Source organism: Corynebacterium sp. USCH3 (assembly GCF_037619475.1).
In the GTDB taxonomy this organism is placed as follows: Bacteria; Actinomycetota; Actinomycetes; order Mycobacteriales; family Mycobacteriaceae; genus Corynebacterium.
This window is the reverse complement of sequence record NZ_JAQPZT010000005.1, coordinates 1-21,428: the sequence shown is the minus strand read 5'-3', so window position 1 is coordinate 21,428 and position 21,428 is coordinate 1. Positions and strand designations below refer to the sequence as shown.

The 21,428-nt window shown below is 68.6% G+C and carries 17 protein-coding genes; 8 read left to right on the top strand and 9 right to left on the bottom strand.

The window, feature by feature from the left end; translation table 11 throughout:
• The first annotated feature begins 32 nt into the window (after nt 1–32).
• Nucleotides 33–680 carry a LysE family translocator gene (locus tag PQI66_RS11140; protein ID WP_339998335.1) on the top strand — a complete coding sequence of 216 codons (648 nt, stop codon included), beginning with the start codon at nt 33–35 and terminating at the stop codon, nt 678–680.
• Between the two features lie 5 nt (nt 681–685).
• Here PQI66_RS11140 and PQI66_RS11135 read toward each other — a convergent pair whose 3' ends face one another.
• Nucleotides 686–838, bottom strand: coding sequence for a hypothetical protein (locus PQI66_RS11135; RefSeq protein WP_339998334.1), 153 nt, complete (start codon nt 836–838; stop codon nt 686–688).
• Nucleotides 839–1,170: 332 nt separating this feature from the next.
• Here PQI66_RS11135 and PQI66_RS11130 point away from each other — a divergent pair, with 332 nt between their 5' ends.
• Complete coding sequence (locus tag PQI66_RS11130) at nt 1,171–1,530, top strand: RNA-binding S4 domain-containing protein (protein ID WP_339998332.1); 360 nt, start codon at nt 1,171–1,173, stop codon at nt 1,528–1,530.
• Nucleotides 1,530–2,348, top strand: a complete 819-nt coding sequence (locus PQI66_RS11125) for a VOC family protein (protein ID WP_339998330.1) — start codon at nt 1,530–1,532, stop codon at nt 2,346–2,348. Before PQI66_RS11130 ends, PQI66_RS11125 begins: the two co-directional genes overlap by 1 nt.
• Nucleotides 2,349–2,517: 169 nt before the next feature.
• Here PQI66_RS11125 and PQI66_RS11120 read toward each other — a convergent pair whose 3' ends face one another.
• From PQI66_RS11120 to PQI66_RS11085, 8 genes are all read right to left on the bottom strand, one after another.
• The gene (locus PQI66_RS11120) at nt 2,518–4,179 is read right to left on the bottom strand and encodes a glycoside hydrolase family 25 protein (RefSeq protein ID WP_339998328.1); all 1,662 of its coding nucleotides are present in this window, start codon (nt 4,177–4,179) and stop codon (nt 2,518–2,520) included.
• Nucleotides 4,180–4,374: 195 nt separating this feature from the next.
• Nucleotides 4,375–4,821 (bottom strand): hypothetical protein, encoded by a 447-nt coding sequence (locus PQI66_RS11115; RefSeq protein WP_339998326.1) that lies wholly within the window; start codon nt 4,819–4,821, stop codon nt 4,375–4,377.
• A gap of 57 nt (nt 4,822–4,878) precedes the next feature.
• Nucleotides 4,879–5,838, bottom strand: coding sequence for a PrsW family intramembrane metalloprotease (locus tag PQI66_RS11110; RefSeq protein WP_339998325.1), 960 nt, complete (start codon nt 5,836–5,838; stop codon nt 4,879–4,881).
• Between the two features lie 64 nt (nt 5,839–5,902).
• Nucleotides 5,903–6,856, bottom strand: a complete 954-nt coding sequence (locus PQI66_RS11105; RefSeq protein ID WP_339998323.1) for a hypothetical protein — start codon at nt 6,854–6,856, stop codon at nt 5,903–5,905.
• 18 nt (nt 6,857–6,874) lie between these two features.
• Nucleotides 6,875–8,974: a M13 family metallopeptidase gene (locus PQI66_RS11100; protein ID WP_339998322.1), complete on the bottom strand. Its 2,100-nt coding sequence runs from the start codon at nt 8,972–8,974 to the stop codon at nt 6,875–6,877.
• Between the two features lie 166 nt (nt 8,975–9,140).
• Nucleotides 9,141–12,593 (bottom strand): arabinosyltransferase domain-containing protein, encoded by a 3,453-nt coding sequence (locus PQI66_RS11095; RefSeq protein ID WP_339998320.1) that lies wholly within the window; start codon nt 12,591–12,593, stop codon nt 9,141–9,143.
• 45 nt (nt 12,594–12,638) lie between these two features.
• Nucleotides 12,639–14,654 carry a galactan 5-O-arabinofuranosyltransferase gene (locus PQI66_RS11090; protein ID WP_339998319.1) on the bottom strand — a complete coding sequence of 672 codons (2,016 nt, stop codon included), beginning with the start codon at nt 14,652–14,654 and terminating at the stop codon, nt 12,639–12,641.
• A 93-nt stretch (nt 14,655–14,747) separates the two neighbouring features.
• On the bottom strand, nt 14,748–16,151 hold the full coding sequence (locus PQI66_RS11085) for an NYN domain-containing protein (RefSeq protein WP_339998317.1): 1,404 nt from the start codon (nt 16,149–16,151) through the stop codon (nt 14,748–14,750).
• A gap of 200 nt (nt 16,152–16,351) precedes the next feature.
• Between PQI66_RS11085 and PQI66_RS11080 the strand changes: the two genes are divergently transcribed.
• Genes PQI66_RS11080 through PQI66_RS11060 form a run of 5 tightly spaced genes read left to right on the top strand, consistent with a single transcriptional unit; the run spans nt 16,352 to nt 20,917 of the window.
• Nucleotides 16,352–16,726, top strand: a complete 375-nt coding sequence (locus PQI66_RS11080; RefSeq protein WP_339998316.1) for a GntR family transcriptional regulator — start codon at nt 16,352–16,354, stop codon at nt 16,724–16,726.
• Nucleotides 16,723–17,703 (top strand): ABC transporter ATP-binding protein, encoded by a 981-nt coding sequence (locus PQI66_RS11075; protein WP_339998314.1) that lies wholly within the window; start codon nt 16,723–16,725, stop codon nt 17,701–17,703. The genes PQI66_RS11080 and PQI66_RS11075 overlap by 4 nt, the downstream gene beginning before the upstream one ends.
• Complete coding sequence (locus PQI66_RS11070; RefSeq protein WP_339998313.1) at nt 17,700–18,851, top strand: hypothetical protein; 1,152 nt, start codon at nt 17,700–17,702, stop codon at nt 18,849–18,851. Before PQI66_RS11075 ends, PQI66_RS11070 begins: the two co-directional genes overlap by 4 nt.
• A gap of 36 nt (nt 18,852–18,887) precedes the next feature.
• Nucleotides 18,888–19,808 (top strand): ABC transporter ATP-binding protein, encoded by a 921-nt coding sequence (locus PQI66_RS11065; RefSeq protein ID WP_339998311.1) that lies wholly within the window; start codon nt 18,888–18,890, stop codon nt 19,806–19,808.
• A gap of 5 nt (nt 19,809–19,813) precedes the next feature.
• The gene (locus PQI66_RS11060; RefSeq protein WP_339998310.1) at nt 19,814–20,917 is read left to right on the top strand and encodes a hypothetical protein; all 1,104 of its coding nucleotides are present in this window, start codon (nt 19,814–19,816) and stop codon (nt 20,915–20,917) included.
• Nucleotides 20,918–21,428 lie beyond the last annotated feature (511 nt).

The following is a 21,428-nucleotide window of genomic DNA, read 5'->3' as shown; positions in this document are numbered from 1 at the left end:
GTGACTGTACGGGGAGAGTACATTGAAGCCCCATGACCGGCGGCGCTCTCCTCAGTATCCTTGTCGCGTGGCTGCTCGCCATCGCCTCGCCTGGCCCGGACCTGGTGCAGATCCTGCGGCTCGGTGCCGTCCGACGTAACGGTGTCGCCTGCGCCCTCGGCATCATGGGCGGCAACACCCTGTGGATCGTCGCCAGCATGGTCGGTCTCTCCGCGCTCATCGACGCCGTCCCCTGGGTCCTCACCGCGCTGTTCCTGGTCGGTGGCGGCTTCCTGGCGTGGATGGGCCAGTCGGCCCTGCGCGGCGGTCTCGCGGAACGACGCTCCGCCGGGACGACTGTGCCGACGACGCCGACCACCACCGCCGAGCGGGTCTCCACCCTCGGTGCCTGGCGCCTCGGCCTGATGACGAACCTGGCGAACCCGAAGGCGCTGGTGTTCTTCGGCGCGGTGTTCGCCGGCTTCGTCCCACCGGACACCGGATGGGGCGCGCGTCTGCTCATCCTCGCGGTCATGCTGGTCACCGGGATCGCCTGGTTCGTGGCTGTGGCAGTGATGGTCTCCGTGCCCGCCCTGTCCCGCCGACTGCAGGCTGCGGGCCCGTGGATCGACATCGTCGCCGGGGTGGTGTTCCTGGTCCTCGGTGTGATCCTGGTGGGGGAGGGACTGCTGGAGTTGTGACGCCGTCAGGTGTCCGTCGACTCCGCTTCCGGATCGCGGCTCAGTCGTTTCCCGGCTCCGGCATCTGACAAGGAGAAGACGACGTCTGACAGCGCTCCTGCGAGGAACAGCGGTATACCGACCTTCAGCAGTGTCGGCACCAGGTCAGTGTCCTTCATCGTCGAGTAGATGGTCAGGACAACGGTGATGAGGGCAATCGATACGGTGCATCTGAGCGCAAGGTTCCTTCGTACCGTCATCGATCCACGGTAACTCTGTGGCTCCGCTACCGTCGATGCCTCTGCCACAGGCGTCGGATACCGGGGAAGTCTCCGTGTCGGATTGTCGCCCTTCTGGGCAGGGCACAGGGCTGCAACCCTGCCTGGGAGGGCGACAATCCGACAACGGGGAGGACCATAAGCCAGTCTGGCCACTCCTCCTCGGCGACTAATATCGGGATGCCCGGGCCTGGGACTTCCCTGTCAACCCGCAGAGTCGTAGGATGGTCGGCATGCCTGAGCGAGAAGAGCACAAGGTACCGGCGCAGGATGTCCCCGTGCGCGGGGACGACATCCGACTGGGCCAGTTCATCAAACTGGCGAACCTGGTCGACTCCGGCGGTGCGGCCAAAGAGGCCGTCGCCGACGGTCGGGTGACGGTCAACGGCGAGATCGACACCCGTCGCGGCCGACACCTGCGTTCCGGGGACGAGGTGGTCGTTCTTGACGGGACCGGCCCCGACGCGTTCCCGGCCGCCGCTGCACGGGTCGTCACCGCAAGTGACGACACCGGTGACGGTGACGATGACGACTACTTCGACGAAGCAACTGCCGACGACGATTTCGACCCCGACAAGTGGAGGAACCTCTGATGCCCGCTCTCGTAGCGGAGCCAGGAATGCCGATCTGGATCGACCTGGCTACCACCGACCTGGAGAAGGCGAAGACCTTCTACACCGAGCTCCTCCACTGGGAGTTCGACACGCAGTGCGACGGTTATCTCGTCGCCAAGAAGAACGGGATGCCGGTCGCTGGACTCGGTGAGGTGCCCGACGACAAGTCGTCGCTGTGGGGCATGCTGCTCTACGCGCCCGACATCGACCATGTCCATGAGGAGGCCGTGAAGGCCGGGGCGACGAGCATCCTGTCCCCGCGGGACGTGGGACGCCGCGGTCGTATGTCCGTCATCGTCGACCCGTCCGGCGCGACGGTGGGGCTGAAGCAGCCGTCCGGTGACGAGCCGTTCTTCGCCGCCGGCGAGCCCGGCACCCCGGTGTGGCACGAACTTCTGGTCGGTGAGGAGTTCGACGCGACGCTGAAGTTCTACCACGACCTCGCCGGGTGGGACATCCGTCAGCACAGCGACACCGACAAGTTCCGCTACGCCACCGGCGAGTACAACGGTGCGCCGCTGTGCGGGATGTGGGACACCAGCGAGCTGGACGAGAATCCGTCGATGTGGACGCTCTACCTCGGTTGTGTCGACGTGGACGCTGCCGCGAAGAAGGTCAAGAAGCTCGGCGGCAAGCTGGTCCGTGCGCCGTGGAACTCGGAGCTGGGTCGGCTGTGCACGCTGGTCGACCCGACGGGAGCACTGGTGAACCTCTGCGAGATTGCCGAGCCGACGCCGGAGAGCCTCGAGGACATCCACGAACCCGACATCATGGCCCCGGGTGCGCCGCAGCCCTGATCTGACGTTGCTGCGGACGGGATGTCGCCGATTACGTCGCGATGCGAAGAAGCCCTGATCTGGACTTGAAAGAGTCCAGTTCAGGGCGTTTTCTTCTGCTGTTCCTCCGTGAAGCGGCGTAATCCGCGACGTCCGCGCGGTGACACGAGCGACTGTAGGCGCAGAGCCCCTACAACTGCGCGGCGAGCAGCGGGGCTGCTCCGACGGGGTCGATCCCGGCGTCGTCGAGGGCCTGCAGGGCAGCCTGTGGATCGGACGCGAGGCGGGCCGCGGTCTCCCGGTCCACTCCCATGCGCTCGGCCGCGGCGACCGTGGCCGCCGGATCCGCGGCGAGGGCGTTCGCGGTCTCGGGATCGACTCCGGCGCCCTCCAGTGCGACGCGCAGGGCTTCGGGGTCGGCGTCCACGGCCGGAGCGTCCTGTGCCGGAGCATCGGCGGGGGCACCCTCCGGTGCATCGGCGGGGGCACCCTCCGGTGCGTCGGCAGCGGGCTGCGACTTCACCTGCGCGAGCAGGGCGTCGGTGTCGACGGTACCGTTGGCCACCTGGGCGGCGTAGTCGGTGGCGCCGAAGGCGGTCAGCAGTCGCAGGATGCTGTCGAGGGAGACGTCACCGCCGCCGATGAGTCCGGCGAGCTGTGAGATGTCGACGCCACCGGCCGGGGTGCCCTGTTCGTCGACGAGTGAGCCGACGAGGTCACCGACCTGGTTGGCGATGTCGCCCCCGTCCGCACCGAGGCCGAGTGCGCCCAGTACCAGCGCGGCGACGGCGGCGATCGGCATGGTCTGCCCGGCGTCCCGGGCCTCGATGCCGGAGGAGGCGAGGACGGAGCCCAGTGCCTCGCCGAGCCCGGATTCCTGCGCGGCGGCCAGCACGGCGTCCGGGCCGACGGCCCCGCCGACCAGGCCGAGCAGGGCGACCAGCAGGTCGGTGCTCAGGGGCTGGTCGAGGCCGGGTTCTCCACCGGCTGCCTGCTGGTGCTCGGTGTCGTTGGCCTGTTCTGCCTGGCCGAGGGCGGCGTCGGTGATCGGCTTGAGGGCGTCGACGATGTTGCCGGCCGCACTGCCGTCCGACGGGGCGCCGGTCAGCGCCTGGAGCTGCTCGTCGGTGCCGTAGTAGGTGTTGAGGTCGACGTTGGTGTAGATGCCGTCGACCTGGCCCTCCGCAGAGTACTGCCAGAAGGTGACCTCGTTCCAGCCGCCGGGGATCTCGTTCGGCAGGGTGGGGTTGTAGTAGGCCAGCCACAGCGGGTACTCGGAGAACTCCGTGGTGTTGCCCATGTCGTTGAGCCAGAAGTTCTGGTACGTGTAGATGATCGGGTCGCGGCCGGTCTGGATCTTGATCTCGTCGATCCAGTCACGTACCCAGTTCTGCAGTTCCTCGGGGCCGAGTCCGCCGGACTCCTCGAGGTCGAGGGTCGGGGGCAGGGAGGGCTGGACGCCGGTGGCGAGGGTCGCCGCGTAGTGCTGGGCCTCGGAGCGCGGGTCGGTGAGTCCCGGCTTGGCGTAGTGGTAGCTTCCCGGTGTCACCCCGGCGGCCGAGGCCTTGGCCGAGTCGGAGGTGAAGTAGGGGTTGACGTAGCCGGTACCTTCGCTGGCCTTGATGAAGGCGAAGCTCTGGCCGGAGGCGGCGACGCTCTGCCAGTCGATGGCGGAGCCACCGGGGTGCTGGTGGCTCGCCACGTCGACGCCGTCGAGTGCCCAGGTGGGCACGGGCAGGACGTCGGTGGCGACCAGTGCGGCGACCGTTGCGGCTGAACCGAAGAGGGTCACTGCGGTGAGTCGGGCGGGGACGGTGGTGCGCGCGGAGCGACGCCAGGGGAGAGACAGCATGCGCCACACGATACACACTATTCACAACAATCACACGAGTAACACGCGCACCGCGTGTCGCTGTTTTCCTGCGCGGACGGTTCCGGCGACTCCGGTGATGACGGTGGAAAAGTCTGTCCCCGTGCCGTCTGAGCGCTCTCAGGACGACACGGGGACAGACATTTCCGCCTGGATGACGGGACGAGCGGGGACGACCTACAGGTTGGCGGCGAGGACGTTGGCGGCCCAGGCCGGGTTGACTCCGGCGGCGCGTGCCATGGCCAGGGCCTGCTCCGGGTTGTTGGCGGCCCAGACTGCGGTCGCACGCGGCACACCGAGCCGCTCACCTGCGGCGATGGTGGCTTCCGGGTTGGCCAGGAGGCGGGCGACGACGGCCGGGTTCACTCCGGCGGCCGTGGCGACCGCGGCGGTGCGTCCCGGGTTGCTGATGGCTCCCTTCTCCCCGGCCTGGCCGGTGGAGGGAGCGGACGGGGTGGCGGGCAGTGTGAGGCTGCCGGACGGCACCGACGACGAGGTTGTGACGGCACCGGCGGAGGGGGCGGCGACCGCGGTGAGGACTCCTGCGGACAGGGCGATCGTGGCTGCTGCGGCGCCGAGACGACGCCGACGACGGGACAGGTTCTTACTGGAGAGAATGGTCATGCTGCCGATGATAGCCGGTGTGGCGTCCGGCACAACCGGTGCCGGTGACCTTCCTGCTCAGCGCGGAAACTGCGGCGCCTGCGGAGGGGCCACAGGAATCCGCTGGTAGATGGAGACCGCAGGGTAGAGGCCGGCGGCCGCGAGGGTCCGGGCCTCTTTCGTCGAGATCACGATCGAGGTCACCAGCAGCACTGCGCCGACGGTCCAGAAGAAGACCAGGTTGACCACCGAGGCCACGACGGAGTCGAGCTGCAGATTCCATCCGGCGTGGACGAGGAACCCTGCCGTGCCGGCGCCGAGCACCCAGGCCAGACGTCTCTGCCACGTCAGACCGGCGGAGTAGACGGCCATGCCGATGCCGAAGCCCACCAGCCCGGTGCATATGCCGTGCAGCAACGGTCCGGCGACCAGGCGGAACAGCCACATACCGGACACCCCGGCCAGGTCGGAGTGCGGGTCGTAGATGCTGAACATCACGGCGTAGCCGATGTTCTCGAAGGCCTCGAACCCGATACCGACGAGCATGCCGGCGACGAGCCCGTGCCAGGGCCGGTTCCACCAGGCGCGCCCCACGTGGAGCAGCAGCCAGACGCCGAGACCCTTGGCGAGCTCCTCGGGGTACGCACCGCCGAGGGAGAGCGCGAACTCGTCGAGGTTCCAGCTGTAGGACAGGTCGATGAGTCTCTCGCTGACGGTGAAGGCACCGAGAAGGAACGCCCCGGTCATGCCCCACAGCACGGCGGCCCCGGCGAGCAACCACGGTGTCCCCCGGTAGATCAGCAGCCGCGACAGCAGGAACCACGTCACCGCGATGAAGACCAGGGCGTAGCCCATGGCGAGGGCGACAGGTCCGGGACCGGGGAAGAACACCAGCACGGCCGGGAAGATGGCGGAGGCGGCGAGTCCGACCAACGTGAGGATGAGGAGGGACCACCCGAAGACGTCCCAGGTCGGACGTAGCGCGGGACGCTGTGCCCGCGGATGGGCGTCATGGAAGGCGCGTGGCACGTCGAGCACCCGCCACCCTGCCTGCCGACCAGACTCTAGACCGGGCCGGGGCTCCGGCTGCGGACCACGGTGACTATTCTGCACGGACGGCTCCCACGAGTCGGTTGGCGGCGAACTCCACGGTGTCGGGGTTCGCGCCGGTGACGGCGACGGTGTACAACACACCGTCCGGACCGTCCATCAGGAACGACGCGGCGACGGCGTAGCGGTCGCCGGAGCTGCCGCCGTACTGGACAGGGCGCGTGTCCGCCGGTGTCCCGGGTTCGCGCATCTCAGGAAGGTCAGGCAGATCGTCCAGCAGTCCGTCGGACCCGGTGGAGGACGGCGCCGCCAGTTCGAGCACCGGCGTGGTCCACAGCTCCGTGGTCTGCCTGGCGAGCGTCGGGTGGAGGACGCCGCGGGTGTCGGCCGGGTCAGCCGGGTCGGTGCGGTCGAGGGGGACGTCGGACATGTCGGACATCATGATCGCCCGCAGGGAGCGGCGCGCGGCCGTGGCCGCACCCTCACCGGCGGACACCCCCGCCATCGACGCGATCTCCAGGTCGACGAACTCATTCAGCGACCCCGACCCGTACCCCGACCCGTACCCTGATCCGGACCCCGATCCGGCGGCGAGTCCGAACGCTCCGTAGCACTCGGCCTCCAACGTCCCCGGGAGGAACGTTTCGCCGAGAGCCGTGCACTGCCGGTCCAGGCCCGCAAGGTTGAGCGGGCTGGAGGCCCAGGCGGTGAGACTGTCGGCGCCAGCCTCGTTGAGCAGGTACGGTTCCTCGTCCTCGGCGTCGTTCATGGGGATGGCGAGCGGCGCGACAAGGATCACCAGGGCGACCCCCATCAGGAGGAACCACCGCGCGGTGCGGTGCCCGCCGACCGCGGCCGGACGGTAGAGACCGTCCGGGTCGGCGTTCGGCGGCTGGGACGGTGGCTGGGACGGTGGCTGGGACGGCAGCCCTGCCAGTCGGGGTGTGCGGGTCGGACGTCCCCACCCGTCCGCCCCCGGATCCGGGGTGATCGGTGCTACCGGCATTCCCGGGACGTTACCAGATCACCAGATGGTCACCCGCCGGTCCTCGGGAAGCCACATGCCGTCGTCGGACGAGACGTCGAAGGCCTCGTAGAACTCGGCGACGTTCGACGCGACGACGTTGCAGCGGAACTCGCCGGGGGAGTGCGGGTCGATCGCGACGTACTGGGCCGCCATCTGCGGGCGGATCGCGGTGCGCCACACCGTCGCCCACCGCAGGAAGAACCGCTGCAGGACGGTGAACTCGGCGTCGTCCCCTGTGCCGTCGACCCCGTCGATCCCCTCCACCGGTGCGGTCGGTGCAGTGTCCACGGTCTCGCCACGGTCGGCGAGCCACTTCTTCAGCGCGACGACGGCGATACCGAGACCACCGAGGTCACCGATGTTCTCGCCGAGGGTGAAGGACCCGTTGACCTTGTGGTCGGTCTGGCCGCGCTGGGCCAGGCCGGTCGGCACCAGGCCGTCGTACTGGGTGACCAGCTTGTCGGTGAGCGCGGTGAATGCGGCACGGTCATCCTCGGTCCACCAGGAGTTGAGGTTGCCGTCGCCGTCGAACTTGGAGCCCTGGTCGTCGAAACCGTGGCCGATCTCGTGCCCGATGACCGCGCCGATCGCACCGAAATTGCCGGCCATGTCGGCCTCCGGGTCGAAGAAGGGGGGACGCAGGATCGCCGCGGGGAAGGTGATGTCGTTGCGCACCGGATTGTAGAAGGCGTTCACGGTCTGCGGCGTGGTGAACCACAGGTCGCCGTCGCTGGGCTTACCGAGCTTGGCGACCTCGAACTCGTGGTTGAAGTCGGACGCGGCCCGGTAGTTGGCCAGCAGGTTCTCACCGTGGTGGGCGTCGTCGCCGAACTCCAGGCCGGAGAAGTCTCGCCAGACATCGGGATAGCCGATCCGTGCCCGGAAGGTCCCCAGTTTCTCCAGGGCGCGTTCCCGCGTCGCCGGCGTCATCCACGACAGCTCGCTGATCCGGTCCCGGTAGGCGGCGAGCAGGTAGTCCACGAGTTCCAGCATCAGCTTCTTGTACTCGGGCGGGAAGTGCTCGGCCACGAACTCCTGACCGACCTCCTCGCCGACGGCACCCTCGACCATCATCACCGCGCGCTTCCACCGGTCGCGCTGCTCGGTGGATCCGGACAGCGTGCGACCGTAGAAGTCGAAGTTGGCCTCGGAGAACGCCCGCGGCAGTTTGCCGGCACGGCCGGTGAGCACCCGCCAGTACGCCCAGAGCTTCCACTCGTCAAGGTCGTACCCGCCGCGTCCGTTCTCCGCGCCGGGCACCATCGACGCGACGTGGTCCAGGTAGGACGGCTGGCTCACGATGACCTGCGGTGCCACCGCAGGGGTGATCCCCACGCCGTCCAACCAGGCGGCGAAGGGGAAGTCGGACGGCAGGTCGTCCTGCGCGGTGGGGTTGTGGGTCTTCTCGGCGTCGCGGGAGGCGACGGTGTCCCAGTGTCCCTTGGCCAGGGCGGTCTCGAACTCCATGAGCGCATCGGCGGCGGTCGCGGCGTCCACCTCCGCGAAACGACCCGGCCGGGGCTGCTCCCCGCTGTCCTCGACGAGAGTCAGGAAGCGTTCGATGAAGGCCCGGTACTCCGTGCGGATCTCCGCGTGCTGGTCCTCGCGGTAGTAGGCCTCGTCCGGTAGGCCGAGACCCGTCTGGACCAGGTAGGCGACCTCGTCGCCGCTGCCGCCGGCGTCCTTCTCCGTCCAGAAGCCGACCGCGCCGCCGACACCGTGCCGGTCCAGCTGCGCCAGCGCAGCGACCAGGGCGTCCAGGTCTCCGGCGTCGCGCACCGGGTCGAGGTCCGGGGAGAGGACGGAGAGCCCCGCCTGCTCGATGCCGTGGTCCCCGTCGTCGTCCATGTAGGAGCGGAACAACGCGCCGATACGTGTCGACGGGTCGGCCGCCTCCACGATGGCCTTGACATCCAGTTCAGCACGGTCTCGCAGTTCATGGAACTTGCCGTCGACCGCGCGGTCGGCGGGGATTTCGTGGGACCCCAGCCACGTGCCGCTCACGTAGCGGTAGAGGTCGTCCGCCGCGGCGGGGACGGCACCGGGGGAGTGCTCGGTGATGTTGTCGGGGATTGTCGTGTCAGTCGTGTCAGCCATGGCCACCACTGTAGGCATCCGTCAGCGGAGGTGCGGGTGGAAGTCCCATGCCGCAGCCCGCACCCTCAGAAAATAGTTCTAGCCCCGTGCACGCATCCGGGGAGAATATGTGCACGGGGCTAGAACTATTTCCATCGCCGCGTTGGCGTTACCGGGTGTACGGCCCTCAGCTCAGGCGCATCGGCCCCGGTGACCACAGGCCGGACCGGTTCTCGGTCTCGATGTCGAGCTCGACCGTCTTCGGCTCCTCACCGGTACTGGAGGCGAACGGGGTCAGCTTGGTGACCACTCCCCAGTCACGCTGCCAGTCGTTGTCGAGGTAGGTGGACATCTCCGTACCGTGGGTGACCATCTGGGTCAGCCCGCCGGCACCGCCCCCGTAGTAGTCCATCACCGGTGCGTGCGCCTTCTTCGCGTCGTGTTCGGGGGAGATCTGGTACTCCGGAACCTCGGCGACGCCGGCGTAGTGGCTGAACGGACGCTGCGACGGGAACTGCAGCGGGACGGACCAGTCGAGCAGCGTCGGTGCGTCGCCGATGACGTCGTCCAGCGGCGTCAGAGTGGGCACGCGGGGCGGGGTGAAGGCCAGCCACTGGTCCGGGGTGACGTTCATGTCGGCGGCGTGGATGCGCACGACGTCGGCGTCCTCCGGGATCTCGTCCATCGGGAAACGCAGGTTGCGCCACTGCGGTGCGGTGCCGATGTCCAGCGGCTCCAGCTCTCCCATGACCTCGAAGTCGTCGGAGCTGGAACCCGAGCCGGAACCCGAGCCGGTGCTGCGTCCGTACTGCAGCTTCAGCTCCTGGCCGTACTGGCGCACGCCGTTCATGTCGAGGTGGGAGACCTCGCCGGCGGCGGAGATGACCAGCAGCGGGGAGTCGTCGCTGCGCTCGGGCAGGGTGTACCACGACGTCGTGGTCTCGGCCTGCAGCTGCAGGCCGTCGGTGTAGGAACCGATGACCGGGACCTGGGTGCGGTCGATGTTGAACGGCAGCTGGGCGTAGGAGCCGTTGGCCCCCTCCCGGGCACTGAGTCCGCCGCCGGGGCCGGTGTCGGTGATGTCCTCGTCCTCGCCGGAGCCGAAGGCGTTGGTGTCCACGGCGGAGGTCTGCGGGGAGGACCCGGAGTCCGAGCTGTCGGAACTCTCCTGGATACGGTTGGGGATGTTGTTCTCCCCGAAGCCGCGGGAGCCGTCACTGACCAGCGAATCGGCGAAGTCGGTGCCGTCGGCGGTCTCGAGGAAGGACTCGTTGGTGTCGGATTCCACGAGGGCGTCACCGGCCATGCCGCTGGTGTTGCCGACGAGGGACGTCAGGTTTCCCTTGCCGACGGAGTAGGCCGGCCACTGGGAGATGAAGCCCTTGCCGAGCGACGCCAGGTTGAACACGACGACGATGGCGGTGAGCACGGCGATCGGAGCGGCGGCGACGCCGGTGAACCGCTGCGCCTGGGCGGCCTCCCGACGGTCGATCTCCTTGAGCTCGGCGTCGGTGGTGGCGTTGGCCTCACGGATGTCGTTGAGGAAGCCGATGACCACGCCGATGAACATCACGATGACGGCGAGCACCATCATTCCGGTGGATATCTCGAAGCCGGCGAGCTGGATGGGCTTGTCGTACCAGGGCACGCCGAAGCTGGAGATGTACCACCAGCCGTTGGTGCCGGCCAGGGTGAAGGCGAACAGCAGCAGGCACGCACCGAGGAAGACGATGCGGTTACGCGCCGAGCGCATGGCCATGGTCGAGGCGGCGACCGCGGCCAGTGCGGCGAGTCCGGCGGCGATACCGGCGTAGACACCGAAGTGGTGGGTCCACTTGGTGGGGGTGAAGGTCATGAAGAACATGGTGCCGACGACCACCAGCGTCATGCGCAGCGCCGGACCGTGGGCGGTGCCGGGGACGCGGCGGTTGCGCAGCATCGAGGCGACGACCACGGCCAGGCACAGCAGCATCATCAGCACGGAGAACCGGCGGGGGAAGGACCCGTCGACGGTCTGCTTCAGCAGCTCGGTGTAGCGCTGCGGCTCCTCGTACCACGACAGGGACGGGCCGACGGGGCCGCGCACGCCGATGGACTCCATGACGGTGCTCAGCGTCTGGTCGCCGAAGACGCAGATGAGCACGGCGGTGCCCGCGGCGAAGAACGGCATGATCTGGGCGACGACGGCGCCGGTGACCTTCTTCTTCGAGCTGCCCCGTCCGGCGTTGAGCAGGGGCAGGCGTCGGATGACGATCCGGACCAGACCGGACAGCGCGACGAGGATCGAGGCGACGGCCATGAGGCCGGTGGGGCCGGCGGCGAGCGACAGGGAGGCGACGATGACGCCGATCGCGGCCGGCAGCAACCGGCCGGTGGCGATCGCACGTTCCATGCAGACCCAGGTCAGCAGGGCGCCGAGGGCGATGACGGGCTCGGGGCGCAGACCGTTGTTGAAGGTCATGGCGAAGACGAGGAACACCGCGGCCGCGGTCCAGTGGGCGACCTGGCGCTGCGCGATCTTCGCGCCGAGGCGCGGCAGCACCTCACGGGAGAGCAGCATCCACGTCAGCAGGCTGGCGATCAGGACGGGCAGGCGCATCCACACCGAGGCGGTGGAGACGTGCGTCATCAATGCCAGCAGGTCGTAGTAGGGGGCGCCGAACGGGGACTCCGGAACACCGAACCAGCGGTAGTAGTTCGCCATGTAGCCGGATTCCTGGCTGGCGCGGGCCATGGTCAGCAGGTAGCCGTCGTCGGCGGTGTTTGCGCCGATGAAGTACCAGACCACGAGGATGCCGCCGACGACGCCGTCGAGCCAGCGTGGTCGCCACCAGTTCGCGGGCAGGAACCGGCGCCGGGTGCGGGTGCGTCCGTCGAGGATGTCCATGCGGTGCAGTGCCCACAGGGACACGACCATGAACAGCACGCCGAGGACCATCGCGGCGATCTTGATGCCGCTGGGGGTGGAGGTGTACCGCGAGTCGACGGTGACGTCCACCCGTAGGCCGGCGTCCACGGCGGCCTGGGTGTTCTCCGGGGTGTCGGTCATCTCGGTGAAGATGCCGGTGAGCATGGGACGGATGTCGTCGCCGAACCCGCCTTCCAGCGGGTTGCCGTCCTCGTCGGTGGCGTCCGGGATCCAGGCGCGCGTCCCCTCGTAGTCGGAGGTGATGCGCAGCTGGGCGTCGTCCGGGAGGCTCTCGAGGGTCGACGTGTCCACCGACAACGCCACGGAGTTTCGGACGACGACGTCCAGGCCGTCCGGGGTCGATCGGACGAACATGCCGCGCAGCGTCGCCTCCTCCGCGCCCTCGGGCACGGTGGACAGGACGGTGGTCTGGTTGCCGTTGAGGTCGCGGACCTCGGACAACGGCAGGGTGATGTCCAGGTTCTCCGGGTGGTAGGACATCAGCGGGGCGTCCACGCTGCGCAGGTCGCCGCCCTGTGGCCAGGAGAAGCTGGACTGTTCCTGCTTGACCGGGAGAAGCGGGGTCAGGCAGAACAGGATGAGTGCCGCGATGCCCGACAGGACGGCGATCGCCTTGAGCCGGTCGACGCCGGCCGCCTTCGTGCGATCGGGGTTCGTCTCAGGGGCCTGTTCGGACACCTCGTCGGGGGCATCGTGTTCGACTCGTGACATAGCAGCACATGTTACGGCAGGAGTCTGGTGAGGACGAAGTGGCCGCTACCGCTGCCGTACCGCGACGACGAACGGGCCGATCTGCTCGAGGTCCCACCCCTCGGCGAACGCCGAGGCGTGGAACGGGATCGTGGTGAAGCGCACGTTCGGGTCGTTGGGGTAGATGTCCTCGGACAGGCGGTAGGTGAACCGGCCGTCGGGATCTGCGTCGTCGCCGCTGTCGCCCCTGTCTCCGCTGTCCCCCGTCGCGTCGGCCGCCTGCCCCCGCAGCACCAGCACGTCCGGCCCCGTCCAGCCCCGGGCCTCGGTGACGGCGTCCATGGCCTCGGTGAGCTCAGCCGGCTCGGTGATGTCGCCCCAGCTACGGATCTCGGTGTTGCGCTCCTCGAAGCGGCCCAACGGGTTGGCGTAGTGGGCGGTCATGGCCTGGTAGGAGTGGTACGGGTAGTAGGCCATGAAGCTCTGCTCGTCGGTGAGGACGACGGTGCCGGCGCGGTCGCCGCCGAGCCCCAGCGTCTCGTCGATGTAGGCGTCGACGTCGGCGTAGTAGACGGTGGAGTCGGCGGGGAAGAGGTCACCGCGCTGCGCCTCGCCGTCGGTGTCGGTGTACGCGAGGTCGATGTGCTGGCGCAGCTGCAACGGAATGCTGACGACGTGGGCGGCGGCGGCGAAGGTGAGCACGACCGCCAGGACGGCGGTGACCTTCGGTGCGGCGTCCGGGCCGACGAACTGCGGGTAGGCGCGGCGGATGCCGTTGAGCCGCAGGTCGTTGATCGCCATCATGCCGCCGGTGACCAGGATCAGCGAGATCGGCAACTCCAGCCGGAATCCCAGCAGGGTGGTGCCCGCCAGCGTCATGAGCATCGAGGCGACGACCCATCCGTAGCAGACCACCAGGCCGGCGACGAGTGCGCGGACCTGGCTGCGCTTCCACCGCAGCACCATCCACACGATGCACAGCAGACCGAGAACACCGACCAGGCTGACCTGGAAGAACGGGACAGGAATCTCGGTGCCGACCGTGGGGAGGTAGTGCTGTGCGCGTCCGCTCGCCCCGCTCTCCGAGGTCAGCAGGGCCACGCCGTAGGGCGCCCATCCGACGAGCGCGATCACGATCGAGGCGACGCCGGTGACCGTCAGCCGGACCAGCGGCAGGATCGACCGGGTGTGCCACGCCACGACGGCGGCGATGAGCACGACCGTCAGAGCGGTGACACCGGTGTAGAGCGTGTACAGGTTCGCCGACAGGCCGAGGAAGACCGCCAGCCCCACCACCGCCGGCCAGGATCCGCGCACGGCACGTCCGGCGAGGACGAGGGCGGCGGGCATGCCGAACGCCACGACCGCGGCATAGGGCTCCTCCGGGGCGGTGTAGAGCACGACCGAGGTGGTCACCACGGCGATGACGGTGCCCAGGGGCAGTGAGCCGGTGAGCCGCCGCCACACCGGGACCAGGATCGATCCGGTGGCGGCGAGGGTGATCAGCGACCAGGGCTGGAACGCCGCCCAGCCGGCGAGTCCGAGGACGTTGGCGAAGACACCGCCGGTGAGGAACCACAGCCGCGGGTAGAAGCTCGGTTCGCCGAGGTAGGCCATGTCCTCGAAACCGGGCTGGTCGGTCATCCGGGTGAAGAACTGGGTACGGAACGCCTGGTCGACGCTGATGCCGTCGAGGTAGAGGCGCGTGGCGGCGAGCGGAATCCCGAGCGCTGCGATGACCAGACCGGCGGGAGCGAGCCAGCACAGCGCGACGACGCCGATGCGCCGCCACCGTGCCCAGTTTGCGACGGCGGTGCGGGAGTGCAGTACCGCGTAGAGTACGAACGCCAGGACGACGAGGACGAGAACCCCGCCTGCACTGGCCAGGGCCTTGGTGACGTTCGACGACGAGTAGGCCGGCAGATTCGTCCGGGACAGGACGAACCAGGCGGCCAGTGTGACGACAGAGGCGAGGGAGCCGGCCCCCAGGATCTGCCCGCAGAAGGACAGCAGCCCACGACCGGTACGGTCAGGGCGGGACGCGGCGTCGGTACCGGTGAGGCCGGTGGAGGGGGCGGTCATGACGGCATTTTCTCACAGTCGGGGCCGATACCGGGTGTGGGGTGGACGGTCCGGTGCGCCTCCGGTGCACCGCCCGTCGGCCACCGGTCGGGTCTAGCCGTTGAGCAGGATGCCGCGGATGCCGGAGTGGAACCCGTCGCGCAGGTTGACGCGCTGGTACTCGGTGAGCGTGTACTCGTGGAGGGTCTCGCAGGCGAACTGGAGAAGCGGGCGGTCGACTTCCGGCGGCAGGCCGCCGCCGCACAGGACGTGGGCGCCGTCCTGCTGTTCTGCGGTGGCCGCGTGCTGGAACCACCAGACGGCGTACTGTTCGCCGATGTCGAAGGGGTTCTGCTGGCCGCCGGACTGCCACACTTCGGTGGGGAGAGGGACGTACCGGCTGCGCAGTCGGCGGCGTGGTGCCATCATCGCGGGCGTGGGCCGGGACGCCGCGAGATCGGCCGGCGAGGGTGCGGGACCGGGGGTCTGCGCCGGCGCCGTTTCGGGGGCGGTTTCTGGGTCGTTTTCTGGGGCTCGCCCGTCGTCGTCGGGATCATCACCCGGGGCGACGGGATTTTCGTGGGAGACCGCGGCCGGGGCGGGGGACGGGTCCCGCGTCGGCATGGACGCGGGGCTCGGTGCCGCGGAGCGTTCCGCCGGGTCGGTGCCGGACGGCGTCTCGTCTGCGTTGCCGGTGCCTCCCGTGGCGCCGGTGGCGTCCTTGTGGCCCGGGTCCCGCACGGCGGCCGGGGTCCCCTCCCCGGATGCCCCACCACCGTGTCCACTGCTGTCCCCACTGCTGTCCCCGCTGCCGTCGACGGTGGACGGTGCGGCGGCTTTCCGGCGGACGTCCGGGACCGCGCACGTCCCGGAGAGGTCTTCGACAGGTTCGGCGTCCCCGATCGGCTTGTGCTGTGCCCCGGCCGTCCCCGCTGACCCTGTTGTCCCTGAGGTGCCGGTCTTCAACGGACCCTCGAGAATCTGCAGACGCATGCAGTCGGCGAAGTCCTCGCGCGGGTCGAGGATGGTGGTGGAGTCGCAGGAGTAACGGAGGTTCGCCGACATCGAGTCCCAGCCGAAGCCGTAGAGGTGGACCCGCACGCCGCGGGAGACCGCTTCCTCGACGCCGGGGAGCATGTCGGCGTCGCCGGACACCAGGACGATGTCGGTGACCTCGCGGGACATGGCGCTGATGACCATGTCAGCGACGAGGCGGGTGTCGACGGCCTTCTGGGTGCGACGGTCGCCCCACTCGATGAGTTGCCCGGACCGCAGCTGCACGCCGTTGCAGGAGCGCAGGGCGCGTTGGTAGCGGTGCGGACCGGAGTCGGGGAGGCCGTCGTACCAGTTCTGCCGGTAGACGGGTTGTCGCAGTTGGTCGACGACGCGGCTCTCCAGCACGTTGACGACCTCGGGCAGGTCGATCTCGAGTTGCGCCCGCGCGCCGGTTTCCCAGGCGTTGTAGAAGCTGGCGAGCAGGTAAGAGGTGTCGACGTAGATCAGGGTGCGTTCGAGCATCGGAGGGTCCTCGCTAAAAAGTTCTGTCGGTTGGTCCTCCTAGTGTGCATCAGGTGTGCGGCCTGTGGGGAGGTGTGCTGGTCATTCGGTGGTCCGGAGGGAGTTGTCAGGCAGGACCTTGTCAGAAAAGCGCGGGTGTGCGATGGTTAGTTACAGGAGTAACTAACCAATAAACCTGGGTGCACGAGAAAGGGCGGCCCGTGGACGAGACGACGTCACCGCTGTTCCGGCAGATCGCCGAACTGGTCGAGGATTCCGTCGTCGACGGGTCGCTCCGGGAGGGCGACCAGGCTCCGTCAACCAATGAACTCGCCGCCTTCCACGGCATCAACCCCGCCACCGCCCGCAAGGGCCTGACCCTGCTCGTCGAGCGCGGTGTCCTGGTCAAGAGAAGGGGTCTGGGCATGTTCGTCGAGGAGGGGGCACGGGCACGGATCACGGCGCGACGTCGGGAGGCCTTCGCCGCCGACTTCCTCGCCCCGCTGGTGGACGAGGCGATCAAACTCGACCTGCCCCGCGACGACGTGCACCGCCTGATCGACCAGGTCGCAGAAAGCAGAGGACTGTACTCATGACCAGCACATACGACAGCCCCGCCGACGGGACCCCCGGTTCCGCCCCACACGTCGTCCTCCGCGACGTGGAGGTGGCGTACCCGTGGGTCGGGAAACCGGGGCGTCCCGTCCCACCGGTCGTCGGCCCCCTGACTCTGGACCTCGCCGATGGTGCCGACGGTGCCGACGGTGCCGGCGGTGCCGGCGGTACCGGCGGAATCGTCGGGCTCGTCGGGCGCAACGGAGCCGGGAAGACGACGCTGCTCGGACTGCTGGCCGGCCAGCTCAAACCGTCCTCCGGGACAGTCACCAGCGGCGGACGCGCCGCCTTCGACGACGCCGTGGTCCTGGAGAACACGAGCCTCACCGGCGTTGACGTCGACTACGCCCCGTCGTGGAACGTCCAGGGGGTGCTCGACATGGCCGCCCGGCGCTACCCGCGCTGGGACCCCGCAGAAGCCGCCCGCCTGCAGGACGCCTTCGGCCTGGCGGACACCTCGCGCTACGGGGTCCTGTCGCGCGGGCAGCGCACCGCGGTCGGCATCATCGTCGGCCTGGCCTCCCACGCACCGGTCACCCTGTTCGACGAACCCTACGTGGGGCTGGACGCCCAGTCCCGCCGACTGTTCTACCGGGTGCTGGTGGAGTCGGTGCAGGACGATCCCCGCCTCGTCGTGATCTCCACCCACCACCTGCCGGACCTGGAACGCATCGTCGACCGGGTGCTCATCCTGGAGAAGGGGCGCCTCGTCCACGACATCGACGCCGCCGAGCTGTCCGGGCGTTTCTACCGCATCACCGGTTCGGAGGCCCGGGTCGACGCCGTCATCTCCGGCGCCCCGGGTCTGGCGGTCCTCGAACGTCGGGACGTCGCCGGAGCATCGCGTGCCGTCGTCGACCTCGGGGACACAGGGCCGGACGTCCTGTCCGGCGTCGCCGCCGAGCCCGTCGACCTCGAGGAGGCCGTCATCCACCTGACAGGCGGTGAGACGTCATGAGGGCGGGGTCGCCGACCGCCACGCCGTCCACCATGCGTTTTCCCTGGCAGCGGCTGCGGGCGGACCGTCCGCCGAGCACGACCGTGGTACTCCTGCTGCTGGCGCTGGTACTGGCCTTCCTCACCTCGTCCACGCTGGTGGGCTTCCACCAGGGGTGGCAACCGTGGCCGTCGGTCACCGGCGGAGTGTTCTTCCCGGCGCTGTCGGTGCTCCTCGTGGTGCCCAACCCGGCCCGCTACCGTGTCGTCGGACTGTCGATGAGGCAGTGGATGCTCGACCACGGACTCCTCGTCGGCGTCGTGGCCGTTGTGCACCTCGCCTGGCCGGTGTGGGCGACAGTCCGCCCGGTGGAGGTCGCGGACCGGGTCCCGGGGTGGACACCGCTGTTGCCGGCGGTCGCGATGGCGGTGACCGTGGCGCTGGTGCTCCACCACCACCGCCACGCCCTGGCCGGACGGGCCACCGGCACCGGGGACCGCGTCGCCGGCACGCCCCTGCACTACCGGGCGTTCCTCGCCCGTCGCGGCCCCGTCGCGTGGCGGGCGGTGTACCAGCCGGTGGGCCTGACGGCGCTGGTCGCCGTGGTGCTCGTCGAGATCTGGCAGCTCTACGGGGAGAACACCGTGGACCCACAGGCGGTCACCGGCTCCCTGCTGTTCGCGGCGGTGATCACGGCCCCGGTCGTCGCAGCGAGCCGTCAGACCGCTGTCGCCGTCGGACTGCCCCGACGGGTCTGGGTGGCCCACGTCATCGCAGCGGTTGCTGTCCCGCTGGCGGGGGTTGGTGCCCCCGTCACGTACCGGATGGCTGAGGCGAACCCCGACGTCCCCGTGGACGCGGTCCGGTTCGTCCTCTACCTCGGCATCGTGGTGACCAGTGCCCTCGTCGCCGCGGGACTCTGTGCCAGCGTGTCGTACGAGGACTGGGGCACCACGGTCATGTGGCTCATCGGCTTCGGCTTTCTCCAGGCACTCGTCGGAGGATTCGGGTTCAACACGTCGGACGTCCTGTGGCCGAACCTGATCGCCGTGGCGGGCAACGCCCTCCTCGCCTGGTGTCTGCTCTCCTATGTGCGGGGCAAGGCCGTGCTCGGGCAGCCGGACTGGGCGATGACCAGCATCATCCGTGGTGCGCCGGCAAAGCGATGAGACCTGAGGGATGAGACAAGGAAAGCGAGAGACACCATGACACCACCGACCACCACCAGCCTCCCGGACCCGCTCGTCGAGGTGCGGGGTCTCGACCGGGCCTTCGGCACCCGCCGCGTCCTGCGCGGGGTGACCTTCGATCTGCGGCGCACCGGCATCGTCGGACTCGTCGGGCGCAACGGTGTCGGCAAGACGACCCTGATGGGTATCCTCGCCGGGCAACTTCGTCGCAGCGGCGGGGAGGCCACTGTCGCCGGAGAGGATCCCTTCGACAACGCCGCCGCCATGGACCACGTCTGCTTCACCGGCGTGGACGTGGTGTACCCACCACAGTGGCAGGTGAACACGGTCCTCTCCGTCGCCGCGGCGCGCTATCCGCGGTGGGACACCGACCTGGCCGACGACCTGGCCGGACGGTTCGGCGTCGCTCGCTTCGGAAGGATGTCGTCATTGTCGACCGGTCAGCGGTCGCTGGTGAGCATCATCGTCGGGCTGGCGTCCTGCGCCCCGTTGACCCTGCTGGATGAACCGTACTCGGGGTTGGACGTCCAGAACCGACGCCTGTTCTACGAGGTGCTCGCCGAGGCCCAGGAGAATGACCCCCGCTGTATCGTCCTGTCGACCCATCAGCTCGCGGACGCCGGACGGATCGTCGACCGGCTGCTCATCCTCGGTGCCGGCGGCTACCTCACCCATGACATCGACGGCGCCGATCTCGGCGACCGAGTCGTCCGTCTCACCGGGAGTACCGAGCGAATGACCGAGGTGCTGGACAAGGTGAGGGGTATGCCCGACATACGGCTGACCGCCATGCGGGACGTCGCCGGCAGTATGTCTGTGGACGTCGACCTACAGGGGAGCAGGCTGAGCGCGCTGGCCATGCCGTCCGGAGTCACCGTTGAACGGCTCGGGACGGAAGACACGGTGATCGCGTTGACCGGGGGGCCGGAATCATGACCGGCGTGGCGTTCCGGACCCGGCTGCAGATGTACCCGCGGGTGGACCAGCTCTGGGTTCTCCTCTTCCTCATCGTTAGCGGTGTCGTTCTGATGAGAGGCGGCGACGGACCGGGGGCGGCGGTCTTCACCGCGCTTTTCGCCGGCTACTCCATGTGGATCGCCGTGCCCGACATCGGCCGATACCGGGCGTTCGGCGTTCCACTGCGGTACTGGTCCGTGGATACCGCGATTGTCATGGCACTGGTGTATGCCCTGTATACCGCTACAGCAGTCATGCTGGGTGGGAGTGCCTGGACGCATGTCGGGACCCTGGTCGCGGCGGGTGCGGTCGGCACGAGGCTGGTGGTTGGAATGTGGTCCGCGCTGCGTGGTGACACCGGGGTGGTACCGGCAGTGTCCTGGTCAGGCCAGCTGAGCTCGACATGGGACGGTAGCGTCCCCGGAACGGAGGGCACGCTTCCCTGGCGCCTGGTGTACCGACCGGCACTGATGTCGGCGGTGTCGACACTCCTCATCTTCGGCGCCGTGTTCTACGCCATGACGGAGCTGCTGATCTTCGGCGACGGGAGCGTCGACCTTGTGATGCTGCTACCTCTCACTGCTGTGGGATGCGCTGCCGTCGGCGGTGCCATGGCTGGTGGATACCGCGTGTGGGCCGTGCTCGGCGTGCCTCTCTCCCGGTGGCTGTGGCACGCCTATGCCGCCTCCTGCATGGTGCTGGGGATCGTGGTGCTCGCTATCTGGGCGGCTGTACGGGTCACCGTGGTTGAGGAGCCGGCCACGGGAGCGGACCTGAGCGTCGACAGGACGGCGCTAGGCCTCGCGTTCGCTGCGATGTTCGTCGCCTTCCACGTCCTGATCGTCTCCAGCAGCGCATACTTCACCTTCGTGGCATCCCTCATACCGGCGGGAGGATTCGTCATCACGGTCACCGCGACAGATCCCTCGGTGACGGTCCTCGCGGTCACCACCGGCGTGGTCCTGGCGGTTACGACCGCGATCATCGGGCTCACCGTCCGGACGGTCACCTCAGGTCAGCGACTGCGGCCGGTAGGGTTCACCCAGGGCAAGGATCGGGACTACTACCGCCGCGAAGGGGCTTTCTGACCGGAGCGCCCGGATGTCGGAAACGAAGACATGAACGCCGACGTTTCGTCACAGTGACTAAAAGGATGACGGGACCCCCGGGGTCGAGCGACCCACGGCGACGGGTCGGGTAGGGAGGCAACGGAGGCGGGGGCCTGTGGAGGAGTGGCGCTCTCTGGCAGGCGGTTGTGGTTGTGGTGACGGGTGCGCCAGTGACGTTGTGACCTGGTGTTTTGTGTGGTGGGTGTGGGGTGTGTAGATTAATGCGAGTCAGAGCGACCGACACCGCACAGAGTGCGGAAGGATAACGGCGCTGGCGGACTACGTAAGCTTCGTTTGCTTCCTGGAGGCGCGAGGGGCTCGGGATCGGATTTGCGAATCTGGTTGGAGGGTCGTAGGATTCAGGGCCTGCCACTCACGAGATGTGCTGACCGGTTCGGTTGGTGTGTTGGTTGTGTGTGCGTGTGTTGTTTGAGAACTCAATAGCGTAACAAACCAAGTATTTTTTTGTCGCACCGGTTGTGTGGCGCGG